The organism is Providencia sp. PROV080 (assembly GCF_033688105.1).
GTDB classification, from domain to species: Bacteria; Pseudomonadota; Gammaproteobacteria; order Enterobacterales; family Enterobacteriaceae; genus Providencia; species Providencia zhejiangensis.
In genome coordinates this window covers 3,114,746-3,140,519 of record NZ_CP096346.1, presented here as the reverse complement: position 1 = coordinate 3,140,519, position 25,774 = coordinate 3,114,746, and the positions used below count along the sequence as shown (strand labels likewise).

20 protein-coding genes and 1 pseudogene are annotated in these 25,774 nt (G+C 41.6%); 10 read left to right on the top strand and 11 right to left on the bottom strand.

Annotated features, from left to right (window positions below; all coding sequences use genetic code 11):
- Window positions 1-436: 436 nt before the first annotated feature.
- From nagE to glnS, 3 genes are all read left to right on the top strand, one after another.
- A complete protein-coding gene (gene nagE, locus M1F03_RS13925; protein ID WP_231131860.1) occupies window positions 437-2,422 on the top strand; it encodes an N-acetylglucosamine-specific PTS transporter subunit IIBC in 1,986 nt (661 codons plus the stop codon).
- 171 nt (window positions 2,423-2,593) lie between these two features.
- Window positions 2,594-3,409: a sulfite exporter TauE/SafE family protein gene (locus M1F03_RS13920; protein WP_163862778.1), complete on the top strand. Its 816-nt coding sequence runs from the start codon at window positions 2,594-2,596 to the stop codon at window positions 3,407-3,409.
- A gap of 157 nt (window positions 3,410-3,566) precedes the next feature.
- Window positions 3,567-5,234 carry a glutamine--tRNA ligase gene (gene glnS / locus M1F03_RS13915; protein WP_154624770.1) on the top strand — a complete coding sequence of 556 codons (1,668 nt, stop codon included), beginning with the start codon at window positions 3,567-3,569 and terminating at the stop codon, window positions 5,232-5,234.
- 241 nt (window positions 5,235-5,475) lie between these two features.
- On the opposite strand, the pseudogene M1F03_RS13910 reads toward glnS, so the two are convergent.
- Window positions 5,476-5,562: pseudogene (locus M1F03_RS13910) on the bottom strand (hypothetical protein); the annotation flags it as partial.
- Window positions 5,563-6,778: 1,216 nt separating this feature from the next.
- On the opposite strand from M1F03_RS13910, the gene M1F03_RS13905 reads away from it, so the two are divergent.
- Window positions 6,779-7,645 (top strand): hypothetical protein, encoded by an 867-nt coding sequence (locus tag M1F03_RS13905; protein ID WP_154622175.1) that lies wholly within the window; start codon window positions 6,779-6,781, stop codon window positions 7,643-7,645.
- A 56-nt stretch (window positions 7,646-7,701) separates the two neighbouring features.
- Here the strand turns inward: M1F03_RS13905 and kdpE are convergent, their stop codons facing one another.
- The 6 genes from kdpE to M1F03_RS20055 are packed head-to-tail and all read right to left on the bottom strand — an operon-like array spanning window position 7,702 to window position 15,553.
- On the bottom strand, window positions 7,702-8,382 hold the full coding sequence (kdpE, locus tag M1F03_RS13900) for a two-component system response regulator KdpE (protein WP_163862776.1): 681 nt from the start codon (window positions 8,380-8,382) through the stop codon (window positions 7,702-7,704).
- Window positions 8,354-11,068 carry a two-component system sensor histidine kinase KdpD gene (gene kdpD, locus M1F03_RS13895; RefSeq protein WP_251464556.1) on the bottom strand — a complete coding sequence of 905 codons (2,715 nt, stop codon included), beginning with the start codon at window positions 11,066-11,068 and terminating at the stop codon, window positions 8,354-8,356. The genes kdpE and kdpD overlap by 29 nt, the downstream gene beginning before the upstream one ends.
- Before the next feature lie 8 nt (window positions 11,069-11,076).
- Window positions 11,077-11,670 carry a potassium-transporting ATPase subunit KdpC gene (kdpC, locus tag M1F03_RS13890; protein WP_251464555.1) on the bottom strand — a complete coding sequence of 198 codons (594 nt, stop codon included), beginning with the start codon at window positions 11,668-11,670 and terminating at the stop codon, window positions 11,077-11,079.
- Window positions 11,671-11,680: 10 nt separating this feature from the next.
- Complete coding sequence (gene kdpB, locus M1F03_RS13885) at window positions 11,681-13,744, bottom strand: potassium-transporting ATPase subunit KdpB (protein ID WP_154622179.1); 2,064 nt, start codon at window positions 13,742-13,744, stop codon at window positions 11,681-11,683.
- A gap of 14 nt (window positions 13,745-13,758) precedes the next feature.
- Complete coding sequence (gene kdpA / locus M1F03_RS13880; RefSeq protein ID WP_251464553.1) at window positions 13,759-15,462, bottom strand: potassium-transporting ATPase subunit KdpA; 1,704 nt, start codon at window positions 15,460-15,462, stop codon at window positions 13,759-13,761.
- A 1-nt stretch (window position 15,463) separates the two neighbouring features.
- A complete protein-coding gene (locus M1F03_RS20055) occupies window positions 15,464-15,553 on the bottom strand; it encodes a potassium-transporting ATPase subunit F (protein ID WP_163862769.1) in 90 nt (29 codons plus the stop codon).
- 412 nt (window positions 15,554-15,965) lie between these two features.
- On the opposite strand from M1F03_RS20055, the gene M1F03_RS13875 reads away from it, so the two are divergent.
- A complete protein-coding gene (locus M1F03_RS13875) occupies window positions 15,966-16,172 on the top strand; it encodes a YbfA family protein (protein ID WP_154622181.1) in 207 nt (68 codons plus the stop codon).
- 204 nt (window positions 16,173-16,376) lie between these two features.
- Here M1F03_RS13875 and M1F03_RS13870 read toward each other — a convergent pair whose 3' ends face one another.
- Both M1F03_RS13870 and M1F03_RS13865 read right to left on the bottom strand, forming a co-directional pair.
- Window positions 16,377-16,568 (bottom strand): hypothetical protein, encoded by a 192-nt coding sequence (locus M1F03_RS13870; RefSeq protein ID WP_154622182.1) that lies wholly within the window; start codon window positions 16,566-16,568, stop codon window positions 16,377-16,379.
- Window positions 16,569-16,702: 134 nt separating this feature from the next.
- On the bottom strand, window positions 16,703-17,512 hold the full coding sequence (locus tag M1F03_RS13865; protein ID WP_196714035.1) for a DUF1460 domain-containing protein: 810 nt from the start codon (window positions 17,510-17,512) through the stop codon (window positions 16,703-16,705).
- 867 nt (window positions 17,513-18,379) lie between these two features.
- Here M1F03_RS13865 and M1F03_RS13860 point away from each other — a divergent pair.
- Window positions 18,380-19,123 (top strand): type 2 GTP cyclohydrolase I, encoded by a 744-nt coding sequence (locus M1F03_RS13860; protein ID WP_154621919.1) that lies wholly within the window; start codon window positions 18,380-18,382, stop codon window positions 19,121-19,123.
- A 65-nt stretch (window positions 19,124-19,188) separates the two neighbouring features.
- On the opposite strand, the gene M1F03_RS13855 is transcribed toward M1F03_RS13860, so the two are convergent.
- Window positions 19,189-20,316, bottom strand: coding sequence for a multidrug effflux MFS transporter (locus M1F03_RS13855; protein ID WP_154621920.1), 1,128 nt, complete (start codon window positions 20,314-20,316; stop codon window positions 19,189-19,191).
- A 102-nt stretch (window positions 20,317-20,418) separates the two neighbouring features.
- On the opposite strand from M1F03_RS13855, the gene M1F03_RS13850 reads away from it, so the two are divergent.
- Window positions 20,419-21,192 carry an AraC family transcriptional regulator gene (locus M1F03_RS13850; protein ID WP_154621921.1) on the top strand — a complete coding sequence of 258 codons (774 nt, stop codon included), beginning with the start codon at window positions 20,419-20,421 and terminating at the stop codon, window positions 21,190-21,192.
- A 184-nt stretch (window positions 21,193-21,376) separates the two neighbouring features.
- Here the strand turns inward: M1F03_RS13850 and M1F03_RS13845 are convergent, their stop codons facing one another.
- Window positions 21,377-22,663 (bottom strand): citrate synthase, encoded by a 1,287-nt coding sequence (locus M1F03_RS13845; protein WP_154621922.1) that lies wholly within the window; start codon window positions 22,661-22,663, stop codon window positions 21,377-21,379.
- Window positions 22,664-23,275: 612 nt separating this feature from the next.
- Here M1F03_RS13845 and sdhC point away from each other — a divergent pair.
- From sdhC to sdhA, 3 genes are read left to right on the top strand one after another with little or no spacing between them, the layout of a single operon-like run.
- Window positions 23,276-23,665 carry a succinate dehydrogenase cytochrome b556 subunit gene (gene sdhC / locus M1F03_RS13840; RefSeq protein WP_163862765.1) on the top strand — a complete coding sequence of 130 codons (390 nt, stop codon included), beginning with the start codon at window positions 23,276-23,278 and terminating at the stop codon, window positions 23,663-23,665.
- Window positions 23,659-24,003: a succinate dehydrogenase membrane anchor subunit gene (gene sdhD / locus M1F03_RS13835; protein WP_154621923.1), complete on the top strand. Its 345-nt coding sequence runs from the start codon at window positions 23,659-23,661 to the stop codon at window positions 24,001-24,003. Before sdhC ends, sdhD begins: the two co-directional genes overlap by 7 nt.
- Window positions 24,004-25,770 (top strand): succinate dehydrogenase flavoprotein subunit, encoded by a 1,767-nt coding sequence (gene sdhA / locus M1F03_RS13830; protein ID WP_154621924.1) that lies wholly within the window; start codon window positions 24,004-24,006, stop codon window positions 25,768-25,770.
- Window positions 25,771-25,774: the final 4 nt, after the last annotated feature.

The window sequence follows — 25,774 nt, the reverse complement described above, 5'->3', positions numbered from 1 at the left end:
GTAGCTTAATCGACATGGCATAGGTTGCAATTCCGTGATTGTTTTCCGTTGCCGATATGCACTTTCGCTACTCTCCAGTTGCTATGTCCCTGAGTTTTATTAATTAACTATAGGATGTTTCAGGGAGTACAGATTCTCTATTAGCTATAAAGCTAAATCCAGTGGATAAGTTATTTTTAATCATAAAATAAGTTTTCAATAATAGCCACTAATTTAGGCGGATAATGAAATTTATCATTGACATTTATCACAAATCACACCTATTTATTTTGTATCGCGAAAGAATTCAACTAGACTATGAAATTGCTACGCTCAATCACCTAAACTATTATCAAGGTGTATGAACAATAAGATCCCGTAAATGGGGCAATACTGGGCTATAAAGGGGGAGTTTGTGAATATTCTTAGCTACTTACAGCGGATTGGTAGGGCATTGATGGTGCCTGTGGCAGTATTACCTGCCGCCGCGATCCTGATGGGTATTGGCTATTGGATTGACCCAGATGGGTGGGGTGCCAATAGTGCAATCGCAGCGTTACTGATAAAATCAGGTGCAGCTATTATTGATAATATGTCTGTGCTGTTTGCTATCGGTATCGCTTATGGTATGTCAAAAGATAAAGATGGTGCAGCTGCACTGACGGGGTTTGTCGGTTTCTTAGTGGTAACAACATTATGTTCACCGGCGTCTTACTCCATGATTATGAATGTTCCGCTTGAAAATGTGCCAGCGGCTTTCAATAAGATTAACAACCAATTTGTCGGTATTCTTGTTGGTGTGCTCTCTGCTGAGTTATATAACCGTTATAGCGGGGTAGAGTTACCAAAAGCATTGTCATTCTTTAGTGGACGCCGTCTTGTCCCGATTTTGACATCGTTCCTAATGATCATCCTTGCTTTTGTGCTGATGTATGTTTGGCCGGTAGTTTATAATGGTCTAGTCTCATTTGGTGAGAGTATCAAAGATTTAGGTTCAGTGGGTGCTGGTGTTTATGCCTTCTTTAACCGTTTACTGATTCCAGTCGGTCTACACCATGCCTTGAACTCAGTGTTCTGGTTTGATGTTGCAGGAATTAACGATATTCCTAACTTCCTTGGCGGTGCTAAGTCAATTGAAGAAGGTCTGGCAATTCCAGGTATTACGGGGCGTTATCAGGCTGGTTTCTTCCCGATCATGATGTTCGGTTTACCAGGGGCGGCGTTAGCGATCTATCATTGTGCACGTCCTGAAAATAAAGCGAAAGTCGCTGGTATCATGCTGGCCGGTGCTTTTGCCGCATTCTTTACGGGTATCACTGAGCCACTTGAATTCTCATTCATGTTTGTGGCACCAGTATTGTATGTTATCCATGCATTCTTAACCGGTATTTCGGTCTTTATTTCTGCATCAATGCAGTGGTTATCAGGATTTGGCTTCAGTGCGGGCTTAGTCGATATGCTGCTGCAATCACGTAACCCTCTTGCATTACAATGGTGGATGCTGATTGTTCAAGGGCTTGTTTTCTTCTGCATCTATTATGTTATCTTCCGCTTCATGATCCGTAAGTTCAACCTGATGACACCGGGCCGTGAAGAGAGTGCTGGTGATGAAACTATCGATGGCTATGATGAGAATCTAAGCCCAGCCGATAGCTCAGAAAGCGACATTCAAAAAGAAGCGCGCCAATATGTTGCGGCAGTGGGGGGAAGTGACAACATTACAGGTATTGATGCATGTATCACTCGTCTTCGTTTAAGTGTGAAAGATTCTAGTGTTGTTAATGATGCGATGGCAAAACGTCTTGGTGCGTCAGGGGTTATTCGTCTGAACAAACAAAGCGTTCAAGTTATTGTTGGTACCCGTGCTGAGTTGGTTGCATCTGCCATGAAAGAAGTGATGGCGAAAGGGGCCATTGCAGGCTCGGCGCCAGCCGCAGCGGCACAAACGACAAAAGTAACTGAGCCAACAAAGGCGAAAGGTGAAACTATTCTGTCACTGGTTGCGCCAGTGAGTGGTGAAGTTTATTCTCTTGATGATGTGCCTGATGAAGCATTCTCTAGCCGTATTGTCGGGGATGGTATTGCGATCAAACCGACTAGTGATGAAGTGTTAGCACCAGTAGCGGGCACCGTTGTGAAAATTTTCGAAACGAACCATGCATTCTGTATTGAAACAGATAATGGCGTTGAGTTAATTGTTCACATGGGCATCGATACCGTTGCTCTAAAAGGTGAAGGCTGTGCTCGTTTAGTGGAAGAAGGTAGTGAAGTTCAAGCAGGAACACCGATTCTGAAGCTGGATATCGCCTTCTTAGAAGCGAATGCAAAATCCATGATTAGCCCAGTAATTATCAGTAATATTGATGATTTTGCCGGTGTTGAAATTTTAGCTAGTGGTAATGTAACGGCAGGCGAAACCGTTATTTACAACGTACTAAAATAAGAGTTTGCAAAGATATAATTGACAGAGCAAAGGGAGGCAATCGCCTCCCTTTTTTGATCGACAGGCCAATGTTAATTTGGCGGAATCTCAATGCAGTTTGTCTGATTTGCGTAAGTCGGCTTTAATTCTTCTCGATATGATAATAAAACAATCATGTGTGGAGATTTAGTTGTGGTTTTATTATTGTGTCTTTTTGGCTTTATATCAGGGATCACTACCGCTTTGTTTGGTTTTGGTGGTGGCTTTATTACCGTTCCGCTACTTTATGCACTTATTACCTTGGTATGGGGGCCTCAAAATGAGGCGAATGATGTGGCAATGCAAATTGCTGTAGCGACCTCAACTTGTGTAATGATTTTTTCGGCTTCACTTTCGACGAGTGCACATTATCGCAAAGGTCATTTAAACTGGAACATTATTCGTCCATTTATTATCCCCATTTCTTTAGGGGGCGTTTTAGGTGCCTTTATTGCTCTTTCTGTCAATAGTGAATGGATCCGTTGGTTATTTATTATTTATCTTATTATCACTATTTTAGATTGCTTCTTGAGGCCTGGGTTTATGCAGACATCGCGCGAGGGCATCACACCTTCACATAGGCACCATGTTGCAGATACACCTATTGGTTTATTGATTGGCGCTGTCGCCGCATTTTTAGGGGTAGGTGGCAGCGTGATGACCGTTCCACTCATGCGCCGTCGTGGGGCGAGTATGATCCAAGCCGCTGCTTTCGCTAACCCGCTAACATTACCGATGGCAGTGACTGGAACATTCACTTATCTCTATTTTGCTTTTACTCAGCATATTGAGCTAGGTGATGGGTTTCTTGGAATGATTTATGTCAAAGGGGCATTAATCTTAATTGTCAGCTCTTGGTTAGGGATCCGCTTCGCGAATTTACTCATGCCATATTTGAGTGATAAACGCCATGCGCAAAGCTATCCACTGCTATTACTGATAGTATTGGCTGTCATGTTGTTAACTTAATTATTTGAATATTAATTGGGTTAAGTCATCATGAGTACGAGAAATATCCGCTAATATATCTTTAATTATACATATTTGATCAAACGGTTGTTTCTTGACAGATTATGGTAGAATATATTTTGCTATTACGCGCTTTTGGCATTGAGGAATGATGACAATGAATGAGGCAGAGACTCGCCCAACCAATTTTATCCGTCAGATCATAGATGAAGATCTGGCGAGCGGGAAACATACATCGATACATACACGTTTCCCACCTGAACCGAATGGCTATTTACACATTGGTCATGCAAAATCAATTTGCCTGAATTTTGGTATCGCACAGGACTATCAGGGTCAGTGCAACTTACGTTTTGACGACACCAACCCAGTCAAAGAAGATGTTGAATATGTGAATTCAATTCAAGAAGATGTTAAGTGGCTTGGGTTCCAATGGAGCGGTAAAGTTCACTATTCTTCTGATTATTTCGATACTCTATATCAATATGCGATTGAGCTGATCAATAAAGGTTTGGCTTATGTTGATGAACTGAGCCCAGAACAAATTCGAGAATATCGTGGCACATTAAAAGAGCCAGGTAAAAATAGCCCTTACCGCGATCGTAGTGTTGAAGAGAACTTAGCGCTGTTTGAAAAAATGCGTGCTGGTGGCTTTGAAGAAGGTAAAGCATGTTTACGCGCCAAAATCGATATGGCATCACCTTTTATCGTTATGCGCGATCCTGTTTTGTATCGAATCAAGTTTGCGGAGCACCACCAGTCAGGTAACAAATGGTGTATTTATCCAATGTATGACTTTACGCATTGTATTTCTGATGCGCTGGAAGGAATTACACACTCGTTATGTACATTGGAATTCCAAGACAACCGTCGCTTGTATGACTGGGTGCTCGATAACATCACCATTGATTGCCACCCTCGTCAATATGAGTTCTCGCGGTTAAACCTTGAATATACGGTAATGTCTAAGCGTAAGCTGAACCAGCTGGTGACTGATAAATTAGTTGATGGTTGGGATGACCCACGTATGCCGACTATTTCCGGTTTACGTCGCCGAGGATACACAGCGGCATCAATCCGTGAATTTTGTCAGCGTATTGGGGTAACTAAACAAGATAATAACGTTGAAATGGCAGCGCTAGAATCTTGTATTCGTGATGATCTTAATGAGAATGCACCACGTGCGATGGCGGTAATTGATCCCGTTCGTTTAGTCATTGAAAATATGCCTGAAGGTGAAGAGATCTTAACCGCGCCTAACCATCCGAATAAACCGGAGATGGGAACTCGTGAAGTGCCATTTAGCCGTGAGTTGTATATCGATCGTGCGGATTTCCGTGAAGAAGCTAACCGCCAATATAAGCGTTTAGTATTAGGTAAAGAAGTACGCTTGCGTAATGCCTATATCATTAAAGCGGAACGTGTTGAAAAAGATGCAGAAGGTAACATTACAACGATTTACTGCACTTACGATCCACAAACGCTAAATAAAGACCCAGCAGATGGCCGTAAGGTGAAAGGCGTTATCCATTGGGTAAGTGCAGCGCATGCACTACCGGCTGAAATTCGTCTTTATGACCGCTTGTTTACTGTACCAAATCCTGCTGCTGAAGATGATTTCTTATCGGTGATTAATCCAGAGTCATTAGTGATTCGACAAGGCTTTGTTGAGCCAAGTCTACGTGATGCAGCAACAGATAAGCCATATCAATTTGAACGTGAAGGTTATTTCTGTGCCGATAATCGTTTAAGCAGTGCTGATAAGTTGGTGTTTAACCGTACAGTAGGATTGCGCGATACTTGGGCTAAGATCGAAGCTCAATAATTTCCTCCTCAGACTTCGCTGACCACTTAGCTGTGGTACGAATGATCGAAAGGAAATGCGATGATGGTCTGCTATGTCAAGGCCACAAATAAAAATCTCAGACTCTTAATGGAGCCTGAGATTTTTTTATGGCGATAAAATACATTAAGGCGCTGTGGGCGGCATCTTTTCATTTCAGCAATCATGAAGGTCATTGTTGCCTAAGGTCACCTGACTTTTTTCACCGATAACTTGATACTCTTCACCTAGTGAACGATGATTTTGAGGCAATATTATCGATAAACTGTTTAGGGATTTTCAAACGTTTTTGTATTCTGCTCAGTTTTAAGCGTAGATGTGATCCCGCATCGGCAGTGCGGTATTCAGAACCATTGTGGCTAAAGGTGACGGCCTAAGAAAGACGCAATAACGGTAAGCGGGCCACCATTGAACGGAAATATCATATCTTACTTACCCAAAAGCCTTCACACGGCTCCAAGATCCAACCGATATCATTGCACTATGTGTCCGGTGCTATTTAGCGAATTCTTTGAGCTTAGATTTTCTGGAAGAAGGGATATCTAGGTTGCTGACTTAACGCTGCACCGCGGGATGATTTATTTAGGCCATAGCCGCGGGGTAAGGCTGTCGAAATATTAAAAGGCGGGTACGAACCATATTGGAATTTAAAATTTTTCCTACTGTACAAATTCTATTATTGGCGATTGAATGGATGGCAATGTTTTATCAAGGGCGGTTTGTTCTCAGCAGGAATAGTTGGCTATCACCGGAATAACAATACGTTGCCCTTGTTGTGTCAAAAGAATAACCAAGCGCTAAGATGTGTTGTGATAGCTTGTTAATACGCTAGAGTTGAGTAAAATGTGTCAAAAGGTGAGGAGTTATTAATAATAATTATTTTTGGATTAATATATTGTTCTTTTTTGTTTTTTTTATAGCAAATAGCGTTTATCACCATCTTATTAAGACGATAAATGGCGATTAATATATAACTCATTGTTATATATTAATTTAAGATATAAAAAGAAACCCTTGTTCGGTGTTTTTTTTCATAGGTATAAATGGTGGTGTTGATTTTCTGATGGTGATGCCTGATAATTTTTACAGTGTTTTTTATCATTTATTGAGGGATAGTCATCTATTTTATATTATTAATAATTATTTAATTTATTATAACGATTAACTATTCATGATATGAAAAAGAAAACGTATTACGTAAAGTTAATTTTAAAAAATCTCAAAAAGTTAAAATATATTCATAAATAACCGTGCAATTCATAAATAACGCATTATATAGTGAAAACAATAGAGGGGTATACACGCTAGCTTGGCTGTCATTTATTATTAAGATTGTGTTAGTAATTATGTGAGTTATTTTCTTTATTTAAGGTGATTTTATTCTCGGTGAGAATATTGATAGCGATGCGCGAGGATATTTATTTTCATCAATCAAAAAAAAGATTAAAGGTGAATTTTTAATATAGTTTAAGTTAATGGTAATAAATCAGCAACACAATATTCTATAACTTCATGAAAAGTGATATATGGCAATGCATAAAATCAAGATCAATCTATGTTTAATATTCCCACTAATCCTCAGTTTTGATGCTTTCGCTGATTCACGGGTAGACTTTGGTCCTAGGCCTTATAGGAACGCGGTTGTCAGTAATGGTGGTACAGGACAGATTACATTTATAACTTATAACAGACCGGGAACGGGTCTTCCTACATCGGTAAGGGTTGGTTTGGAAGCTTTTGGTTATATTCCAAATAGAGGCAATTACACGGCCTATTATGAAAGGCTGTCAACTAATGAGTGTAATGGTCGGTTGGGCTCTCGGGCAGCAGCAATAAATACAATAACAAATCTCATGAACAATAGAATAAATATTCCAGCGATATCATTTGGTGATCCGCTAAATTTAGAACTTATGGAAAATATTAATGTAGAGTTTATTTATGCTTGTTATGATGCAATAAATAGAGCTTCAGCAGGTCTAGGTAGAAATAGTCGTAACGGGGAAATTGAGATTATTAATCCGCCAAATCAAAAAAGTATCTGTACGCTAAATGATCAATTATTAAACTTTAACTTTTTATCGAACGCATTGGATGTAAATAGCGCTAAGCAAAATAGAAACTTAGCCATAAATTGTACTAGCGGTAATGCAAGAGACTATACCTTGAAATTAATCTCTTCAAAGGTAGATACAAATGGAAATTTAAGTTTTGGAAATGGTGTCGCAGCTAAAATAGCGCTTAATGATATTAATGTTAGCGCGAATGGCTCAGGTATTGCATTAAATGCCCTAAAAACAATCAATATTAATGTCACCGCCAGTTTAACCGGTGTTGCATTATCTTCTGGCGAATCGTCGGCGTCTGGGGTGTTAGTCTTAGAAGCTAATTAACGTTCTGTCGCTCCACTGTATTAATGCGGCAGAACCCGTCGTTTGATATGCAATCGCTATGGCATAAAGCGATAGCCAATCCCCGTTTCGGTGAGCAAATGAATCGGGCGGGCTGGATCATTTTCCAGTTTTTGCCGTAAGTGACCCATATAAATGCGTAAGTAGTGGTTGTGTTCAACATAATTTGGCCCCCAAACCTGCAATAACAGATGGCGTTGGGTTAGAACCTTACCGCTATTGGCGACTAGCTCACTGAGTAAGCGAAACTCAATGGGGGTGAGGTGCAATTCTTCATTTTGTTTAGTGACGATGCGATTAATAAAATCAATACAGATATCACCGAATTGAAATAGTGAACTTTCTTGATTTTTGCTGAAGCGGCGTAACGCGACTCTTACTCTTGCGAGCAGCTCACTAATGCCAAAGGGTTTAGTGAGGTAATCATCTGCGCCAGCATCTAATGCGGCGACTTTTTGTGATTCTTCTTCGCGAGCCGATAGTACGATAATTGGGATGCTGCTCCATTGGCGTAGGTCACGAATGAGGTTTAGGCCATCACCATCAGGCAAACCAAGATCCAGTATAAGCAAATCTGGTTGGCGAGTTCCGGCTTCAATTAACCCACGATGGCCATTTTCCGCTTCAAAAACTTTCCAGCCTTCCCCCTCCAAAGCTAATCGGACAAAGCGACGAATCTCTTTTTCATCTTCAATGATCAATATTTGATGGGGGTTCACAATAGTCAGCTATCTCTTCAATATCAGGAAGTTGTTTAAAAGGTAAAACAAAATGGAAGCTGGCTCCACCTTTTTTGTTATTTTCAGCCCAAATGGTGCCATCATGTAATTGAATAATGGCGCGACAGATCGCTAATCCAAGGCCAACACCAGGGATTGCGGACTCTTTTTGTGCTCGAGAAAACTTATCAAAAATTGTTTTTTCTTGCCCATTGGGAATCGCATTACTGGCATCCCAAACTTCAATGTGTACTTGGTTATCCTCTATATTGGCACAAATCCCCATTGGTGTATCTTTTTCGCTGTATTTGATGGCGTTCTCTAATAAGTTAATTAATACTCGTTCAATTAAGTTACCATCACAGTAGAGCAGCAAATTAGCTGGGATTTCAATGGATAAAGGATGACTATGCAATGTGTAATCAAGGGTTCTTATCGCACTGCCTGTGATCTCTTGCAGTGATTGCCACTCAAAATTCGGTTGTATCCCCCCTGATTGCAGTCTTGCCATATCCAACAAGTTATTCACTAAACGGGAAGTACTGAGTATTTGCTGGCGCATTTGGTTAACTTGCTCCGTATAAGGGGAGTTTTCTGCGCTAAGGTTCAAGGTCAAAATTTCTGCTTGGCCAAACAGTACCGTTAACGGTGTTTTTAGGTCATGGGATAGTGCTGCTAACAAAGAGTTTCGCAACTGCTCGCGCTCAATGTTGAGTTTTGCGATTTCCGCTTGTTTTGCTAATTGTAAACGCGCTAGCGCGCTAGCAATCAACCCTGTAAATGTTTGTAGCATGCGCTGTTGTTCAGGGATCAATAGTTGGCGCAAATTATTGGGTTCGATAGCGAGCACGGCTAGCGTTTGATCGACCGTGGTAATGGGTTGTAGTTGATAAGGTACACTTGGTAGTGTATCGGTACCAGCACCCGCGGGTTGACGCTTGTCAAAACTCCATTTAGCGATAGCTTGATCAATTTGCATCGCGCTATGGCCTTCACATAACAATGGCATTAATTGATTGTTTTCATCTGGCAAGAGTAAGCAGGTTTTCGCCTGAAAGGCATTGTTAATAAAATGGTAGCCTGCTTTACCGATATCTTGCTCGGTGAGCGCTTGGCTTAATTCTTTCGTCATTTCATACAGGTGGCGAGTCCGTTGCTCTCGATAACGGGCAATTCTTGCCTGATATCGCATACCTGCCGTGAGATTACCAACCACCACACCGACAATAAGCATTACGGTAAAGGTCACCAAGTATTGCATGTCCATAATGGCCAGAGAAAAGTGGGGCTGTACAAAAAAGAGGTCAAAACTAATGACATTGATAAGCGCTGCAAAAATGGATGGTCTGCGTCCATAAAAGAGCGCCACAAGAACCACACCGAGTAAATACAGGGTAACTAGGTTGGCTTTATCGAGCGCCAGTAAAAAAGTACGCGAAAATACAGTGATAAGCGCACATATCGCGATCGCAACTAAAAAACCGTTAATGTCAGTACGCCATTTTTCAGAAAATGGTTTCCGTTCAGGCTCTTTCACCCAATCACTCTTTTCTTCGAGTGCAACGATGATTAAATCCAAATCTGGCCCTAATGCACCTAATCGATCCGCAAAGCTAGTGCGTGAGCCTAACCATCCACGGCGTTTAATGCGCCGTCCAACCAAAATTTTGCCAAGATTATGTTCACGTGCGTAACGTAAAATCGCTTTTTCTTCAGAAGGGTCAGATAACGTTGCTGTTTCAGCGCCTAAGTCTTGAGCTAAACGTAATGCTTTAAGAATCGCTCTACGGTACCCCTCTGGAAGCCGATGCAGTTTTGGCGTTTCAACATACACGGCGTGCCAGACAGACCCAAATTTTGCAGCGAGTCGTGCTGCGGCACGAACGAGCTTTTCATTGCCACGATTATGCCCTATGCATAATAACAGACCATCGCGCGTATGCCAGACAGGGGCTTGTCCTTTACCATCGCGAAACTCTCGCATTTGGTCGTCAACGCGATCCGCGGTGCGACGTAGCGCTAATTCCCTTAGGGCTATTAAATTCCCTTTACGAAAAAAATGCTCAATAGCGCGTTCTGCCTGTGCTGGGATATAGACCTTGCCTTCGTTAAGACGCTGACGGAGATCATCGGGAGGTAGATCGACTAAGACAATTTCATCGGCTGCATCGAAAATATGATCGGGCACGGTTTCTCGCACACGGATCCCCGTGATGCTACCGACCACATCATTTAAACTTTCAATATGTTGTACATTAATTGTCGTTAAAACATCAATGCCGGCATCAAGAAGTTCTTCCACATCTTGCCATCGTTTAGGATGGCGACTACCGGCTGGATTACTAAATGCCAATTCATCCATTAAAATAATGGCTGGATGCCTTGCAATTGCAGCATCAATATCAAAGGCGCTCATGCGGCGCCCGCGATGGTTTAACCGACGTGGCGGCAGTTGAGATAGCCCATCCAGTAATGCCGCCGTTTCTTCCCGTTCATGTGTTTCGACAACGCCAATCACAACATCTAACCCTTGAGTGCGTAAGCGTTGAGCCTCTTGTAACATCGCATACGTTTTTCCGACGCCTGCACAGGCGCCGAAAAATATCTTAAGCTTGCCTCGGCCAGTTTCATTTGCTTTTACGAGCAACTCATCTGGATTTGGGCGTACTGGGTCTTGATTATCCATAATTAACCTCAGTGAGTGGGCTGATGCGTTTGTGGTTTAAGCTCATCCAATGCGATGTTCAATTGCAATACATTCACAACGGGTTCTCCCATAAAGGCAAGGAGGGGGTTTTCAGTTTGTGCTGCAATGAGAGATTCAACCTCCCTCAGCGCAATCTCTCTTTTTTTCGCAATACGAGGCGCTTGATAAAGTGCAGCCGCAACCGAAATATTGGGATCTAAGCCACTTGCAGAAGCGGTTAGTAGATCGACGGGAACGGCTTGCCCAGCATCTGGATTTTGTTTTCTCAGTTGTTCACGACGTTGTTCAAATGACTCATATAATACTGGATTACTTACCGCAAGATTACTGCCTCCAGAGGCTAATGAGTTATATGGGAACTCCGCCGTTGCTGAAGGGCGGCCGAAAAAGTAGCGGTCGGACTGGTAGTGTTGACCAATTAATGCTGATCCAACCACTCGCCCATTTTGTTCTATGAGCGACCCTTGCGCTTGCCAAGGAAACAGTACATTCGCGAGTCCTGTAACAAGTAAAGGATAAGCCACACCAGTTATTATCGCTAATAAAATTAATACCACAATTGATGAACGAATCGTGTTCATAATCTATTCCTTAAAAACCAAATAAGCTAATAATCATGTCGATAAGCTTGATACCGATAAAGGGAACGAGTAAGCCGCTAAGACCATAAATACTGAGATTTCGTTGTAGCAGTGATTGCGAACTCATAGGGCGGTAGTTGATCCCTTTTAAGGCTAAGGGGATCAAAAAGACAATGATCAACGCATTAAAAATGACTGCCGATAACAGTGCCGAAGCAGGTGAATGCAAGTTCATAATATTCAATACGTTCAACTGTGGCCAAGTTACGGCAAAAGCAGCAGGAATAATGGCAAAATATTTGGCGATATCATTGGCGATACTAAATGTGGTTAACGAACCTCGCGTCATGAGCATTTGTTTACCAATGTGTACGACTTCAATTAATTTAGTCGGGTTAGAGTCTAAGTCCACCATGTTACCCGCTTCTTTTGCCGCTTGAGTTCCTGAGTTCATGGCAACAGCGACATCGGCTTGAGCCAGAGCTGGAGCATCGTTAGTACCATCACCCGTCATGGCAACCAACCGACCTTCTGCTTGATATTGGCGGATCAAGGCTAATTTCGTTTCTGGGGTCGCTTCCGCTAAGAAATCATCAACACCTGCTTCAGCAGCGATAGCGGCAGCCGTTAGATGGTTATCGCCGGTAATCATCACGGTTTTGATCCCCATGCTACGCATCTGAGCAAAACGTTCTTTGATCCCCCCTTTAACAATATCTTTTAAAGCGACAATACCTAGGACGGTTTGGTTATCGACAACAACTAATGGGGTGCCTCCTTGGTGAGCAACTTTTTCTACCAGTTGATCCGCCTCAAGTGGAAACTTACTGTGATTGGCTTCAACATAACGGCGTATCGCATCGGCAGAGCCTTTGCGTATCATTCTGTCACCCACATTAACTCCACTCATTCGTGTCATTGCTGAAAAGGGAACAAAAGTAGCATTTAATGAATGAATGTCTCTTTCACGCAAATTAAATTTTTGTTTTGCAAGGACGACAATGCTGCGTCCTTCAGGGGTTTCATCCGCTAAAGAGGACAGTTGTGCTGCATCCGCTAATTGTTGTTCGGTTACGCCTGTTAACGGTAAAAATGCCGACGCTTGTCGATTTCCTAACGTGATAGTTCCTGTTTTATCGAGCAGCAACACATCAACATCACCAGCAGCTTCAACAGCACGTCCGCTGGTGGCAATGACATTGGCACTTAACATACGGCTCATGCCAGCAACACCAATCGAGGAAAGTAACCCTCCAATGGTTGTAGGAATGAGGCAGATTAATAGCGCAATAAGCACGAGAACGGAAACGGCGTTACCTGCCCCAGCATATTCCGCTGAAAACAGGGTATATGGGTAGAGTGTTGCACAGGCCAATAAAAAGATAATAGTAAGCGCAGTTAATAGAATGGTGAGTGCTATCTCATTCGGTGTTTTACGGCGTTGTGCGCCTTCAACCATGGAAATCATTCGATCAAGGAAGGTTTCACCAGGGTTAACGGTACATTCCACGATCAGCCAGTCGGATAAGACACGAGTACCGCCGGTGACAGAAGAGAAATCCCCCCCTGACTCACGGATCACAGGGGCTGATTCACCCGTGATCGCACTTTCATCGACGGAAGCTCCCCCCTCCAGAACTTCACCATCACAAGGAATGATGTCACCCGCACGGATCAAAACAATGTCACCTTTGCGAAGTTGATCTGAATTTACCGTTTCTTGTGCTGAATCTAAATTGGCCTCAGCAAGGCGGATAGCGCTACTGCGTTTTTTAACGCCTTTTAAACTCGCCGCCTGAGCTTTACTGCGTCCTTCTGCAAGTGCTTCAGCAAAATTAGCAAATAAAACGGTAAACCATAGCCATAGCGTAATCATGCCACTAAACCAAGCATTACCTTCTGCGTAATTCGCTAACATTGCTAGCCATAGCAGGGTAGTGATAATGCTGCCAATATACACCACAAACATAACAGGGTTGCGCCATTGCGCCTGTGGAGCACATTTCTTAACTGCATCAATAATTGATTGACGAACTAACGCACTATCGAATAATTGAGTTTTTTTACTGTTCATTTTAATGACCCTCATTATGCTGCTAACTTAATTTGCAAATGTTCTGCTATCGGTCCCAATGCGAGAGCGGGAACGAAAGTTAGCGCACCGATGAGTAAAACGGTTAAGATCAATAGGCCGACAAATACAGGGCCATGAGTCGGTAAGTTTGCCGTATTGGCTATTTGTGGTTTTTTCATGGTCAGAGAACCTGCAATGGCCAAGACGGGTAAGATGACACCAAAACGTCCTAGTAGCATAACAATCGCCAATATTGTGTTATAAAACGGGGTATTAGTACTGAGTCCAGCAAAAGCACTACCGTTATTATTTGCTGCTGAAGAGAAGGCATACAGCACTTCACTAAACCCATGAGCACCTGGATTTAAAATGGCAGCACGTCCTGTTTCGGTCATTAACGCCAGAGTCGTACCACAAAGTACTAAAGTGGGCGTGACTAAAATGGCAATAGCGACCAATTTCATTTCACGGACTTCAATTTTTTTACCTAAATACTCAGGTGTACGTCCGATCATTAAGCCAGCAATAAATACGGCAAGTAAAACAAATAACAGCATGCCATATAGGCCTGAACCCACACCACCAAACACCACTTCACCGATCTGCATTAACCACATTGGGATCATGCCACCTAAAGCGGTGAACGAATCATGCATTCCATTTACTGCGCCGCATGACGCAGCGGTAGTGACAACGGCATACAATGCAGAGCCAAGAATACCGAATCGACTTTCTTTACCTTCCATATTGGCGGTACTGCTCGCGGAAAACTCATTTAAGAAAGGGTTACCAACATATTCGGCATTGATCACCAGCATTGCGGCAATAACAAAGATAATGGCCATCACCCAAAGCAGGGCGTTGCCTTGCTTGTTATCACCAACGGTACGACCAAAAGCAAAGCACAATGCTGTTGGGATCAAGAATATCGCGAGCATTTGCACAAAATTACTCAGTGCTGTTGGGTTTTCAAAAGGGTGGGATGAGTTAGCACCGAAGAAACCGCCACCATTTGTTCCCAATAGTTTGATGGCTTCTTGGGATGCAACTGGCCCCATTGGAATGAATTGTGCGGAGCTATTTAAGTTATCACTTAAAGCGTATGGGGAAAAACTTTGAATGACGCCTTGGCTTACAAAGAATAGCGCAAAAATAATGGCTAAAGGTAAGAGTAAATAGAGGGTAATGCGGGTGATATCTACCCAAGCATTACCTAACGTTTTGCTATTGTGGCGTACAAAAGCACGGATTAATGCAAAGACGACTGCAATTCCTGTCGCGGCAGATAAAAAATTTTGCACTGTTAAGCCTGCCATTTGACTAAGGTAACTTAAACTGTTTTCGCCGCTGTACGATTGCCAGTTAGTATTCGTCACGAAGCTCACCGCAGTATTGAACGCGAGATCCCAGCTCATTCCTGGCAGCTGTTGTGGATTAAGTGGAAGATGCCCTTGAAATATCAATAGAGTGAACAGCAGGATAAAACCTAAAAGGTTAAATAGAAGTATCGCCAGAGCGTAACGTGACCAATTCATTTCGGTCATTTCTCGACCTGGTTGTTTTAGTCCACTGCAACGCCATACCACGGCTTCAGTTTTCATAACAAAACGTGGCATGTCACCTTCAATTAAACGAGCAATAAACAAACCTAATGGTTTTGCTAATACAATAAGAACCAGCAAAAAGCTGGCGATGAGTAGAAGCGCAGTTACGGCCATCTTAAAATTCCTCCGCATTAAGCAGAACATAAATTAGATAGACCAACAGTAAAGCAACGAAGACTGTCCCGAGGATGGAAAGTAATGACACTGTAGTTTCTCCTTATTATTCCCATGGAGACAGCATAAGAATTGCGTTGTAAATAAGCTGAAAAAAAACCAGAGAGCGGTGTAAAAAAAGTATAAAAATCGCAATCAAAAGCAGTCATGGCCTGATTTGTTAACAATACATTGTTAATTTTCTGTGGTTATTTTGTTTCTTTTGTTCGTTATTTTGTTAATATCTGTAATAAACTTACATTTTTACGGGTGAATTAGTGATTTTTTTCTTATTTAAGTGGTCAGATCAGTAGTAAAATTACCAAATGAAGAGTATTATTAAGGTAGTTAATTTACCTTTCATACTATCTGTCCGATTTTAGTCACTCTCCAATGAGATGATGTGTTGTGAAAGAGAGACGTTAAAATCGGCAAATAATGTGGCTACTGACAGGAGGATATCGATGTCCACATATCACGAATATTCCCGTAATCAGGTGCTTTTACGCCGCACAGCAGCGTTAACCGCTGGCATACTTGCATTTCCGGTTATGGCTTTTTATCCACAACGCGCTAAGTTTTATAGTTATCTCCATAAAGTTTGGGCAAAAACAAGCGATAAGCCTGTTTGGCTTGATCGTTCTGAAATGACAATGGAGACGCATCGTTAATAACGATACGTATTAGTGCGACCCTGTCCCCGCAATAACGACAAAATATTGTGGGGAAAGGGGATTAAATCAAACGATGACTTTAACTCGTTATCTCCCTCTTTCTATCACGCCTTTTCTGACGATTTTTCATCATGAATTTTTATGTTCTTTGATAAATCAAACATAAGATAGAATGAGTATCGTGACGAGTGATGAATAGGTTTATTTATCACTATCAGGTGGGACTTCTCCAATTAAGCTACAAGAGAGTAATTTTAGTGGGTTATTAACCCAATCGACAAAACAATATTCAATCTTTTTGATGGGTTTAACATCATTGCCTTCAACGGTAATTGCTTTTGCCGTTAGAGGGAGTAGGTAAAATGTCGATATAAGTAACATTGTATATTTCATTATTCCTCCAAACAGTATTAATTAAAGCGTTTAATATATGAAATGATGGTGTTGAAAAATAAAATGCGCTTAGTGTTTTTATCAGTTTTAAATTACTTGTGAAAAGTGAAGGGGCTCTTTACTTTCATATGCATTTATTTAGATATCGAGCGTAAAACTAAAATACCGGGCCTTGTGCTCATATATTCAAGAAAGGGCGTATCAACGACTTTATTATTTTTAGATAAAGACGAGGCATTTCGATACCATAATTGACCATCCTTCTTAATCGCAAAGCCAGTATGAGAGACATCTAAACCACTTATTGGTGAATATACGCCAATATAGTCACCTGTTTTTATGTTATCAATCACCGATTGGTTGATCATATTACCCGGAATATAAGTGATTGTTCTAGGAATAGCGCCTAATCCTTTTATGTATTCACTGCCATCTGATTTTATATTTAAATTTTTTTCTACCGTGATGCTATTTGGGCTAATTGTTGCAGTAACATCAATGGCATTTTTAGGTGCTACGGCATACCAATCTGTGAAGAAATGCTTACGTTTATAATAAGTGACTTGGGAATCCTTATAACGGGTATTAACCAATGAATTTAAAAAGGATTTTTCATTATTAGAAAGGCTAAGTGCAACGACATAATCCAGATATGTAAAACAATCGACACCCTCAAAGTTCGCGACGAGGGTTTCTTGTTGTTCTGGACCACCTATTAATGTATTCGCAACATACGGCGTGCCTAAAAATGTAGCTGAGATACGATTGATCTTTTCATCATAACTCAACGTCTGGTTCGGTATGACGTCATTATTAATGATATCATTGATTTTTTGTTTGGTGCTTTCTGTTATTAAAATAGGATAACCAATTTTAATTTTCTCACTTGAGGAACAACCCGCCAAAGAAAAAGACAATACCACCAATAAGGGTAATTTAATCATTATTATTAGTACCTATTAAGACTGAATCGGATTATTAGTAATATTTTAGATTGTTTTTGATGGCAACGAAAAATAACACATTATTTAAATTTCGTTTAATTTCCCTATAAATATAAAATAAAAAGGTGCTGACATATATGCGGGGGAAACACAAATAATTTGTGTTTTTTTTATGTTGTTTATCATAATGAAGGTAATAAATTCAAAAGATTGATTTATATTTTATATTGGTGTGTTTATTAATGGTTTTGTATAACAGAGGGTTATCATTGAGAATGGGTTTAACACATTTTTGTTGTTTTTATTTTAGCGTTTAGGTTGCCTGTTTTTAATATGTTCGTTTGTTTAAAAATAAAAAATAATTAATCTATGATAAGTTGATTTATATACTCGTAATAAGGGTTTTATTTTAATGGTTAATTTAAAGTAGATAATCTTTAGAGGAAAAACGACGTAAAATACCCAGTCTGATTTTACGCTTATTTAAGAGGGGTATGCCTAAAGATAATAACATTACTTTTGCTTAGAGGTTGCAGGGCAAACTTAATGTTATTGACGTTAAAAGTGTTTGCATAAAATATTCCTCTTATTGAAATAAGCTCGCGTCATATGGGAGCAAGTGTTTGAGGTAGGCTATCTGTGTTTAAAAGCGCTAGATAACATATTGACAAGCGCTTTGTGATTGCAGCATAGGATAAACGACGGATTCATCTTTAGTTTCTGTAGAGATCAGCTCTCTACGAATTGTTTAAAATAGCCGTTTCCTTTTATGGCATAGGCTTATAAGCTAGGCAGTATTGAATTTTGCCAATGAATAAATCATTTTTATCCAGTAAAGACAAAATGATGCTGTAAAAGGACTCGATTATGCGTAATTTAGCGTTGGAAGAACTTATCAATAATGAGCTGAAGGTTAGCGAGTTTCATGACTATGCACCTAACGGTTTACAAGTTGAAGGCCGTTCACATGTACAAAAGATAGTGACAGGGGTGACAGCTTGCCAAGCTCTACTTGATAAAGCGGTTGAGATGAATGCCGATGCGGTCATTGTTCACCATGGTTATTTTTGGAAAAATGAACCTGTGGTTATCAAGGGCATGAAGAGGAAGCGTTTAAAAACTTTGCTTGAAAATGATATTAATTTATACGGGTATCACTTACCTTTAGATGCACATCCCCACCTTGGTAATAACACTCAGCTAGCGCACCTCATGGGGGTAAAAATTGATGGGCACATCGACCCGCTAATGCCTTTTGGCTATTTTGATCAACCTATTACGCCTGCTGAGCTCAATGAACGATTGGAAACTCGTCTTAATCGTAAAACACTCCATTGTGGAGAAACAGGTAAACAAGAGATCCGTCAAATTGCTTGGTGTACTGGTGGCGGGCAAGGTTTTATTCTTCAGGCGGCTGAATTTGGTGTTGATGCGTTTGTGACAGGGGAAGTTTCTGAACAAACGATTCATATTGCAAGAGAGATGGGGATCCATTTTTATTCGGCAGGGCACCATGCCACGGAACGTTACGGAATTAAAGCACTCACCCAATGGTTGGTCGATAATCATGGGTTAGATGCTGTGTTTGTGGATATCGATAATCCAGCTTAAACGGTTTTTAGAATAAAAAATAAAAGAAGTGCAGCACAAGACAGTATGTGCTGCACATGATTAGATTAATGGGTTCGATAACGTAATGATGATACGCCAAGTATGATGCTAGAAATGATTAAAGTAGCGCCTAAATGTTGACTCCAACCCGCAATCAGTAAACCTATCGCAAGTCCAACATAGTAAAACAGCCCTAATATTGCGCCAGCAGTCCCTTTATTGCTCGAATAACGATTAAGTGCATGAGCAAGAATGTTTGGGATGGCAATACCATAACCAATTACGACCCCAATAACGGGCAAAACAAACCAAACGGAATGCATAAGTATAAAAACTAAGCAGCTGCTAAGCAGTGAAATAAAGCTTGATAGCTTCACTAACTTTTCTGCTGTCCAATTTTTAGCCAGTAAATGACGATTTACGATGGAACCTATGCCTACGCCTAGCGCTAATAAAATGCCAGTTAGACCAAATTGTTGTTGCGATAGCGCCAATTGTTCAAAATGGAATGGCGCTAACTGATAATAACTGAATAAATTAATGTTGAAAAATGCTATTAATATCACATTTCTGATAATTTCTTTATCCTGAATCATGGCCAATAACGTGCTTAAAAATGGGTGGCGTATCACATTTTCAGGTCGCGTCTCTGGTAGGCGATAACAAGACCATAACAATAACCCTATTGCTAAAACGGCTAAACCCATAAAAACGGCTTGGTAGCCACCGCCACTGACCAAAATAGCGCCAGCTAACATGCCAAGCGCAGGACTGATAGCAAGTGCGATCCCCATAATTGAAAAGACTTTTGCTAATTCATGGCCTTGGTAGCTGTCGCGCATGGCCGTTTGTGTACCAATTGAGCCTACTGCCGCACCAAAAGCAGAGACCATACGTAAAAAGAGTAATAAATAAAAATGTGATATAAATAAAGCACATATGGAAGCTATGCCATATAACAAAAGTCCCGCAAGTATTGTTGGACGGCGACCTAATGTGTCACACATTCTTCCCCAAAATATCACGCCTAATGCAAACGCAAAGAAATAGAATGAAAGCGTTTGTGAAGCTTGTTCGGCATTAACCTGAAATGCAATGGCAATACTGGTCAATGCGGGGCTGTAAATGGTCTCTACGATTTGTGGAAACATCATTAAGGCCACAGCCAGCCATAATGAAAGAGGATGTTTCATGTTAATAATCCTATAGTTGTCACTAATGGCGGGCAGTTTAATTGTATTTTCGCTGTCTTATTACAATAATAAAGACAATAAATATCAAAAATAGGACATGTTATGGCTTGGCTTAATCAGCATGATAAATTTGAAACCCATTGGTATCAGGCGCCTATCTTGGGTATTGCAGCAGAAATGGGTCGGCATGATTCGGGATTTCATTCTCACAACATGGGGCAATTACTGTTCACTCAGCAAGGTTGTATTCTTATTTCATTAGAAAATCGTTTATCGTTATTACCGCCAGGACGAGTGGCGTGGATCCCCGCAAATATTGTCCATCGAGCACAAATGAGGGCTTCGGTTGGCTATCGTTCAGTGTATTTGAACCAACAAATTGCTCATCAAGTAGGTGATGAGGTGATGATTTTAACGGTAACCGCATTATTAAGGGAATTACTTGAGCGTATCGCAGTGGCTCCATTTGATAGCAATTGGCAGCAGGGAAGGCTTGCTAATTTATTACCCGTGTTTATTGATGAATTACAACATGCTAGCAAAGAGCCAATGCTACTAGCGATACCGCAAGATCGTCGTATGAAAAATTTAAACATGGAACAACTTCCTCCGCCCTTGATGGAACTGGCTAAAACAATAGGCGCGAGTGAAAAAACCATTACTCGTCTATTTTTACACGAAACAGGAATGAGTTATCAGGCATGGAGGCAACAATGGCGTTTTATCAAGGCGGTTGAGCTATTAGCGCAAGGGAAAACTTACTCTTTTATTACTCAAGAGCTGGGATTGAGTAGTGATAGTGCTTTCATTAGTTTCTTTCGAAAAATGAGTGGTGTTACCCCAAAAGAATATCAGCACCTTGCGGATAAAAAATAGAAAAGCCCCGAAAATGGGGCTTTGGTATGTAGGGTTGTATCTTGTTATTTAGTTAGAATATTACTTTTGACTAATTCTTTATATTTCAAGTGGCTGCATTGGCGATTTTATCTGTTTACACGAATTCACATGCTAGTGCCTGTGTATCGTTGTGTATTCAATGATCGCTTAGCTGCCCTTTGAATTATTTAGCCTTTAGGTTCGAATTAAAATCACGTTTGCCATAACCCGTGTATAGCTGACGAGGGCGCGCGATTTTCAGTCCGTCATCATGCATTTCGTTCCAATGGGCAATCCATCCGATAGTACGGGCAATTGCAAAGATAACAGTGAACATAGATGAAGGAATACCCATTGCTTTCAAGATGATACCTGAATAGAAGTCAACATTTGGGTACAGTTTTTTCTCAATGAAATACGGGTCGTTCAGTGCGATACGTTCCAGTTCCATGGCCACTTCAAGCAAGCTGTCATTGAGGCCTAGCTCATTAAGAACTTCATGGCAGGTCTCACGCATCACGGTTGCACGTGGGTCGTGGTTTTTGTACACACGGTGACCAAAGCCCATCAAGCGGAAAGAATCATTTTTGTCTTTCGCACGTTCGATAAAGGCAGGAATGTGCTCAACAGTTTGAATTTCTTCCAACATACGCAAGCAAGCTTCGTTAGCACCACCATGAGCTGGTCCCCATAGAGAGGCAATACCCGCAGCGATACAAGCGAATGGGTTAGCGCCGGAAGAACCCGCAGTACGTACCGTTGAGGTAGAGGCATTTTGTTCGTGATCAGCGTGCAGGATTAAAATACGATCCATCGCGCGCTCAAGCACTGGGTTAACCACATAATCTTCACAAGGTGTTGAGAACATCATGTACAAGAAATTACCTGCATACGACAGGTCATTACGTGGATAAACAAAAGGTTGGCCGATTGAATACTTGTAGCACATCGCCGCAACGGTAGGCATTTTAGACAGCAGGCGATAAGCCGTGATTTCACGATGGCGCGGATTATTAACATCCAGAGCATCATGGTAGAAAGCGGCTAATGCACCCGTAACGCCGCATAAAACAGCCATAGGGTGTGAGTCACGACGGAAACCCGTCAGCATGCGAGTGATCTGCTCATGGATCATGGTATGGCGAGTGACCGTGTTTTTGAATGTTTCATATTGTTCTTGAGTAGGTGCTTCGCCGTAGAGCAGGATATAGCAGACTTCAAGGTAAGAGGCTTCGGTTGCCAATTGGTCAATTGGAAAACCGCGGTGTAGCAGAATACCTTTATCACCGTCGATATACGTGATTTTTGATTCACATGAAGCAGTAGAAGTAAATCCAGGGTCGTAAGTGTAATACCCTTTTGAACCTAAAGTTCGGACATCGATAACGTCTTGACCGAGAGTTGGGGATAGAATGTCTAGTTCAATTGTACTTGCACTCTCAGTCGTTAGCTTAGCTTTGTTATCAGCCATTTACGGTCTCCTTAGCGCTTGATAATCAACACCCAACAACCAGAACCCAGCGTTATACTGTGTCTTTGCGCATTGTTCTACCGGTGTGTTGTGGAAATCAGCTAGCTATCACATTAAATTCTGAAACCGTACGACCGACGACAATGTTTTTTTAGGTTGTTTACGAGTGTGTAGATGTTATGTTCTTTTTGTTGTTTTCCCTACAATATCATTATTTTTAGTAAGGGAAACGAATTTCATAACTTTTGTTTTTTTACGCCGGTTGAGATACTGGCGACGTTCAAATAATTCTACCAGCCATATATGTAAGATAAATGTTGAATCATTGTCAAATAAGATAAGCACATTTATATAAAATGTTTAAATCGTGATCCCTCTCACTGTTCGGGCTAAATGTCACCAAACATTTTGTGTGGGAATTGTAATAGCAATGTGAAGACTTTATACTGACGGCAGGTCTCCGGATTACCCTGATGTAGGAGTTCCAGCGTAATCAGTATGCAACTCTATTTGAACATGATGGATTAGCGTTTAGCTTAAGTTGCATTTTGTACCCCTGTCGCTGTCAGTTTCCGCCCCAGGTCCGGAGGAAGGAAAATAATAAAGAGCTGTGTGGGCAAAATTGTGAAAAAACAAAGACCTGTCAACCTTGATCTGCAGACGATACACTTCCCGATCACTGCGATCTCTTCGATCTTGCACCGTGTCTCTGGCGTCATCACTTTCATCGCAGTAGGTATTCTGCTTTGGTTGTTAGGGACATCTCTCTCCTCTCCAGAAGGTTTTCAATATGCATCCGAAATAATGACTGGCTTTTTTGCTAAGTTCATTCTTTGGGGAATTCTTACGGCATTGGCGTACCACATTTGTGGGGGTATTCGTCACATGTTAATGGATTTCGGCTGTATTGATGAAACGCTTGTTGCAGGCAATTCATCTGCAAAAATTACGTTTGTTATTACGGTCATTCTGGCAATTCTGGCGGGGATATTAGTATGGTAAGTAATGCTTCAGCTTTAGGCCGTACTGGTATTCAGGACTGGCTGTTAATCCGTGGTTCTGCGATTGTTATCGTACTCTACGTGTTGTATCTCGTTGGCTTTATTGCCATTAATGACATCACCTATGAAACATGGCGTGGTTTCTTTGCCTCTTCTGTGACAAAAGTATTCACAGTCCTCACATTGTTCTCGATTTTAGTACATGCCTGGATTGGTTTATGGCAAGTACTGACTGACTATGTTAAGCCACTAGCATTACGTTTAGTGCTGCAACTTGTGATTGTTGTTGCTCTGCTGGCTTACTTAATTTACGGAACAATTGTGGTGTGGGGTGCATAAATGAATCTGCCAATAAGAGAATTTGACGCTATTGTTATTGGTGCTGGTGGCGCTGGTATGCGTGCTGCACTACAAATTTCACAACTTGGCCTATCTTGTGCTTTGTTGTCAAAAGTTTTCCCAACCCGTTCTCATACGGTGTCAGCGCAAGGTGGGATCACAGTTGCACTAGGTAACACTCATCCAGATAACTGGGAGTGGCACATGTACGATACTGTTAAAGGGTCTGACTATATCGGTGACCAAGACGCAATCGAGTATATGTGTAAAACGGGTCCAGAGGCGATCCTCGAATTAGAACATATGGGGCTGCCATTCTCTCGTCTTGATGACGGGCGAATCTACCAGCGTCCATTTGGTGGCCAATCGAAGAACTTTGGTGGTGAACAGGCAGCGCGTACTGCCGCCGCTGCTGACCGTACTGGCCACGCACTGTTACATACCTTGTATCAACAAAACCTAAAAAATCACACAACCATTTTCTCTGAATGGTATGCCCTTGATTTAGTTAAAAATCAGGATGGTGATGTCGTTGGTTGTACTGCAATTTGTATGGAAACAGGCGAACTGGTTTACTTCAAAGCTAAAGCGACTATTTTAGCGACAGGTGGAGCAGGTCGTATTTATCAATCAACCACTAACGCGCACATCAATACAGGTGATGGTGTTGGTATGGCTGCCCGTGCTGGTGTTCCATTACAAGATATGGAAATGTGGCAGTTCCATCCTACAGGTATTGCTGGTGCAGGTGTACTTGTAACGGAAGGTTGCCGTGGTGAAGGTGGATATCTATTGAACAAAGATGGCGAACGTTTCATGGAACGTTATGCGCCTAACGCGAAAGACCTTGCTGGTCGTGACGTTGTTGCTCGTTCAATTATGATTGAGATCCGTGAAGGCCGTGGTTGTGATGGTCCATGGGGTCCGCATGCTAAGCTGAAATTAGATCACTTAGGTAAAGAAGTTCTGGAATCACGTCTACCGGGTATCCTTGAATTATCTCGTACCTTTGCTCACGTTGACCCAATTAAAGAGCCAATCCCAGTTATTCCAACATGTCACTACATGATGGGGGGGATCCCAACTAAAGTAACAGGTCAAGCAATTCGTTATAACGAAAAAGGCGAAGACGAGGTTATTCCAGGTCTATTTGCTGTGGGTGAAATTGCTTGTGTATCTGTACATGGTGCAAACCGCCTCGGTGGTAACTCACTGCTTGACTTAGTGGTATTTGGTCGTTCAGCGGGTCTCCACTTGAAAGAGTCTCTGATGGAGCAAGGTTCAATGCGTGATGCATCTGAATCGGATATTGATGCTGCCATGACTCGCTTTAACCGTTGGGAAAATGCGCGTACAGGTGAAGATCCTGTTGAAATCCGTAAAGCACTGCAAACCTGCATGCAACACAACTTCTCGGTATTCCGTGAAGGTGATGCAATGGCGAAAGGTTTGGAAGAGCTGAAAGTGATTCGTGAACGTCTGCAAAATGCTCGTCTTGACGACACCTCTACCGAGTTTAATACACAGCGTATTGAATGTTTAGAGCTGGATAACTTGATGGAAACGGCTTATGCAACAGCGCAGGCAGCGAACTTCCGTACAGAAAGCCGCGGTGCACATAGCCGTTTCGACTACCCAGATCGTGACGATGCTAACTGGCTATGTCACTCATTGTATTTACCGCAATCTGAAACGATGACCCGCCGAGAAGTCAACATGCAACCTAAGTTGCGTGAAGCCTTCCCGCCGAAAGTACGTACCTATTAATGCG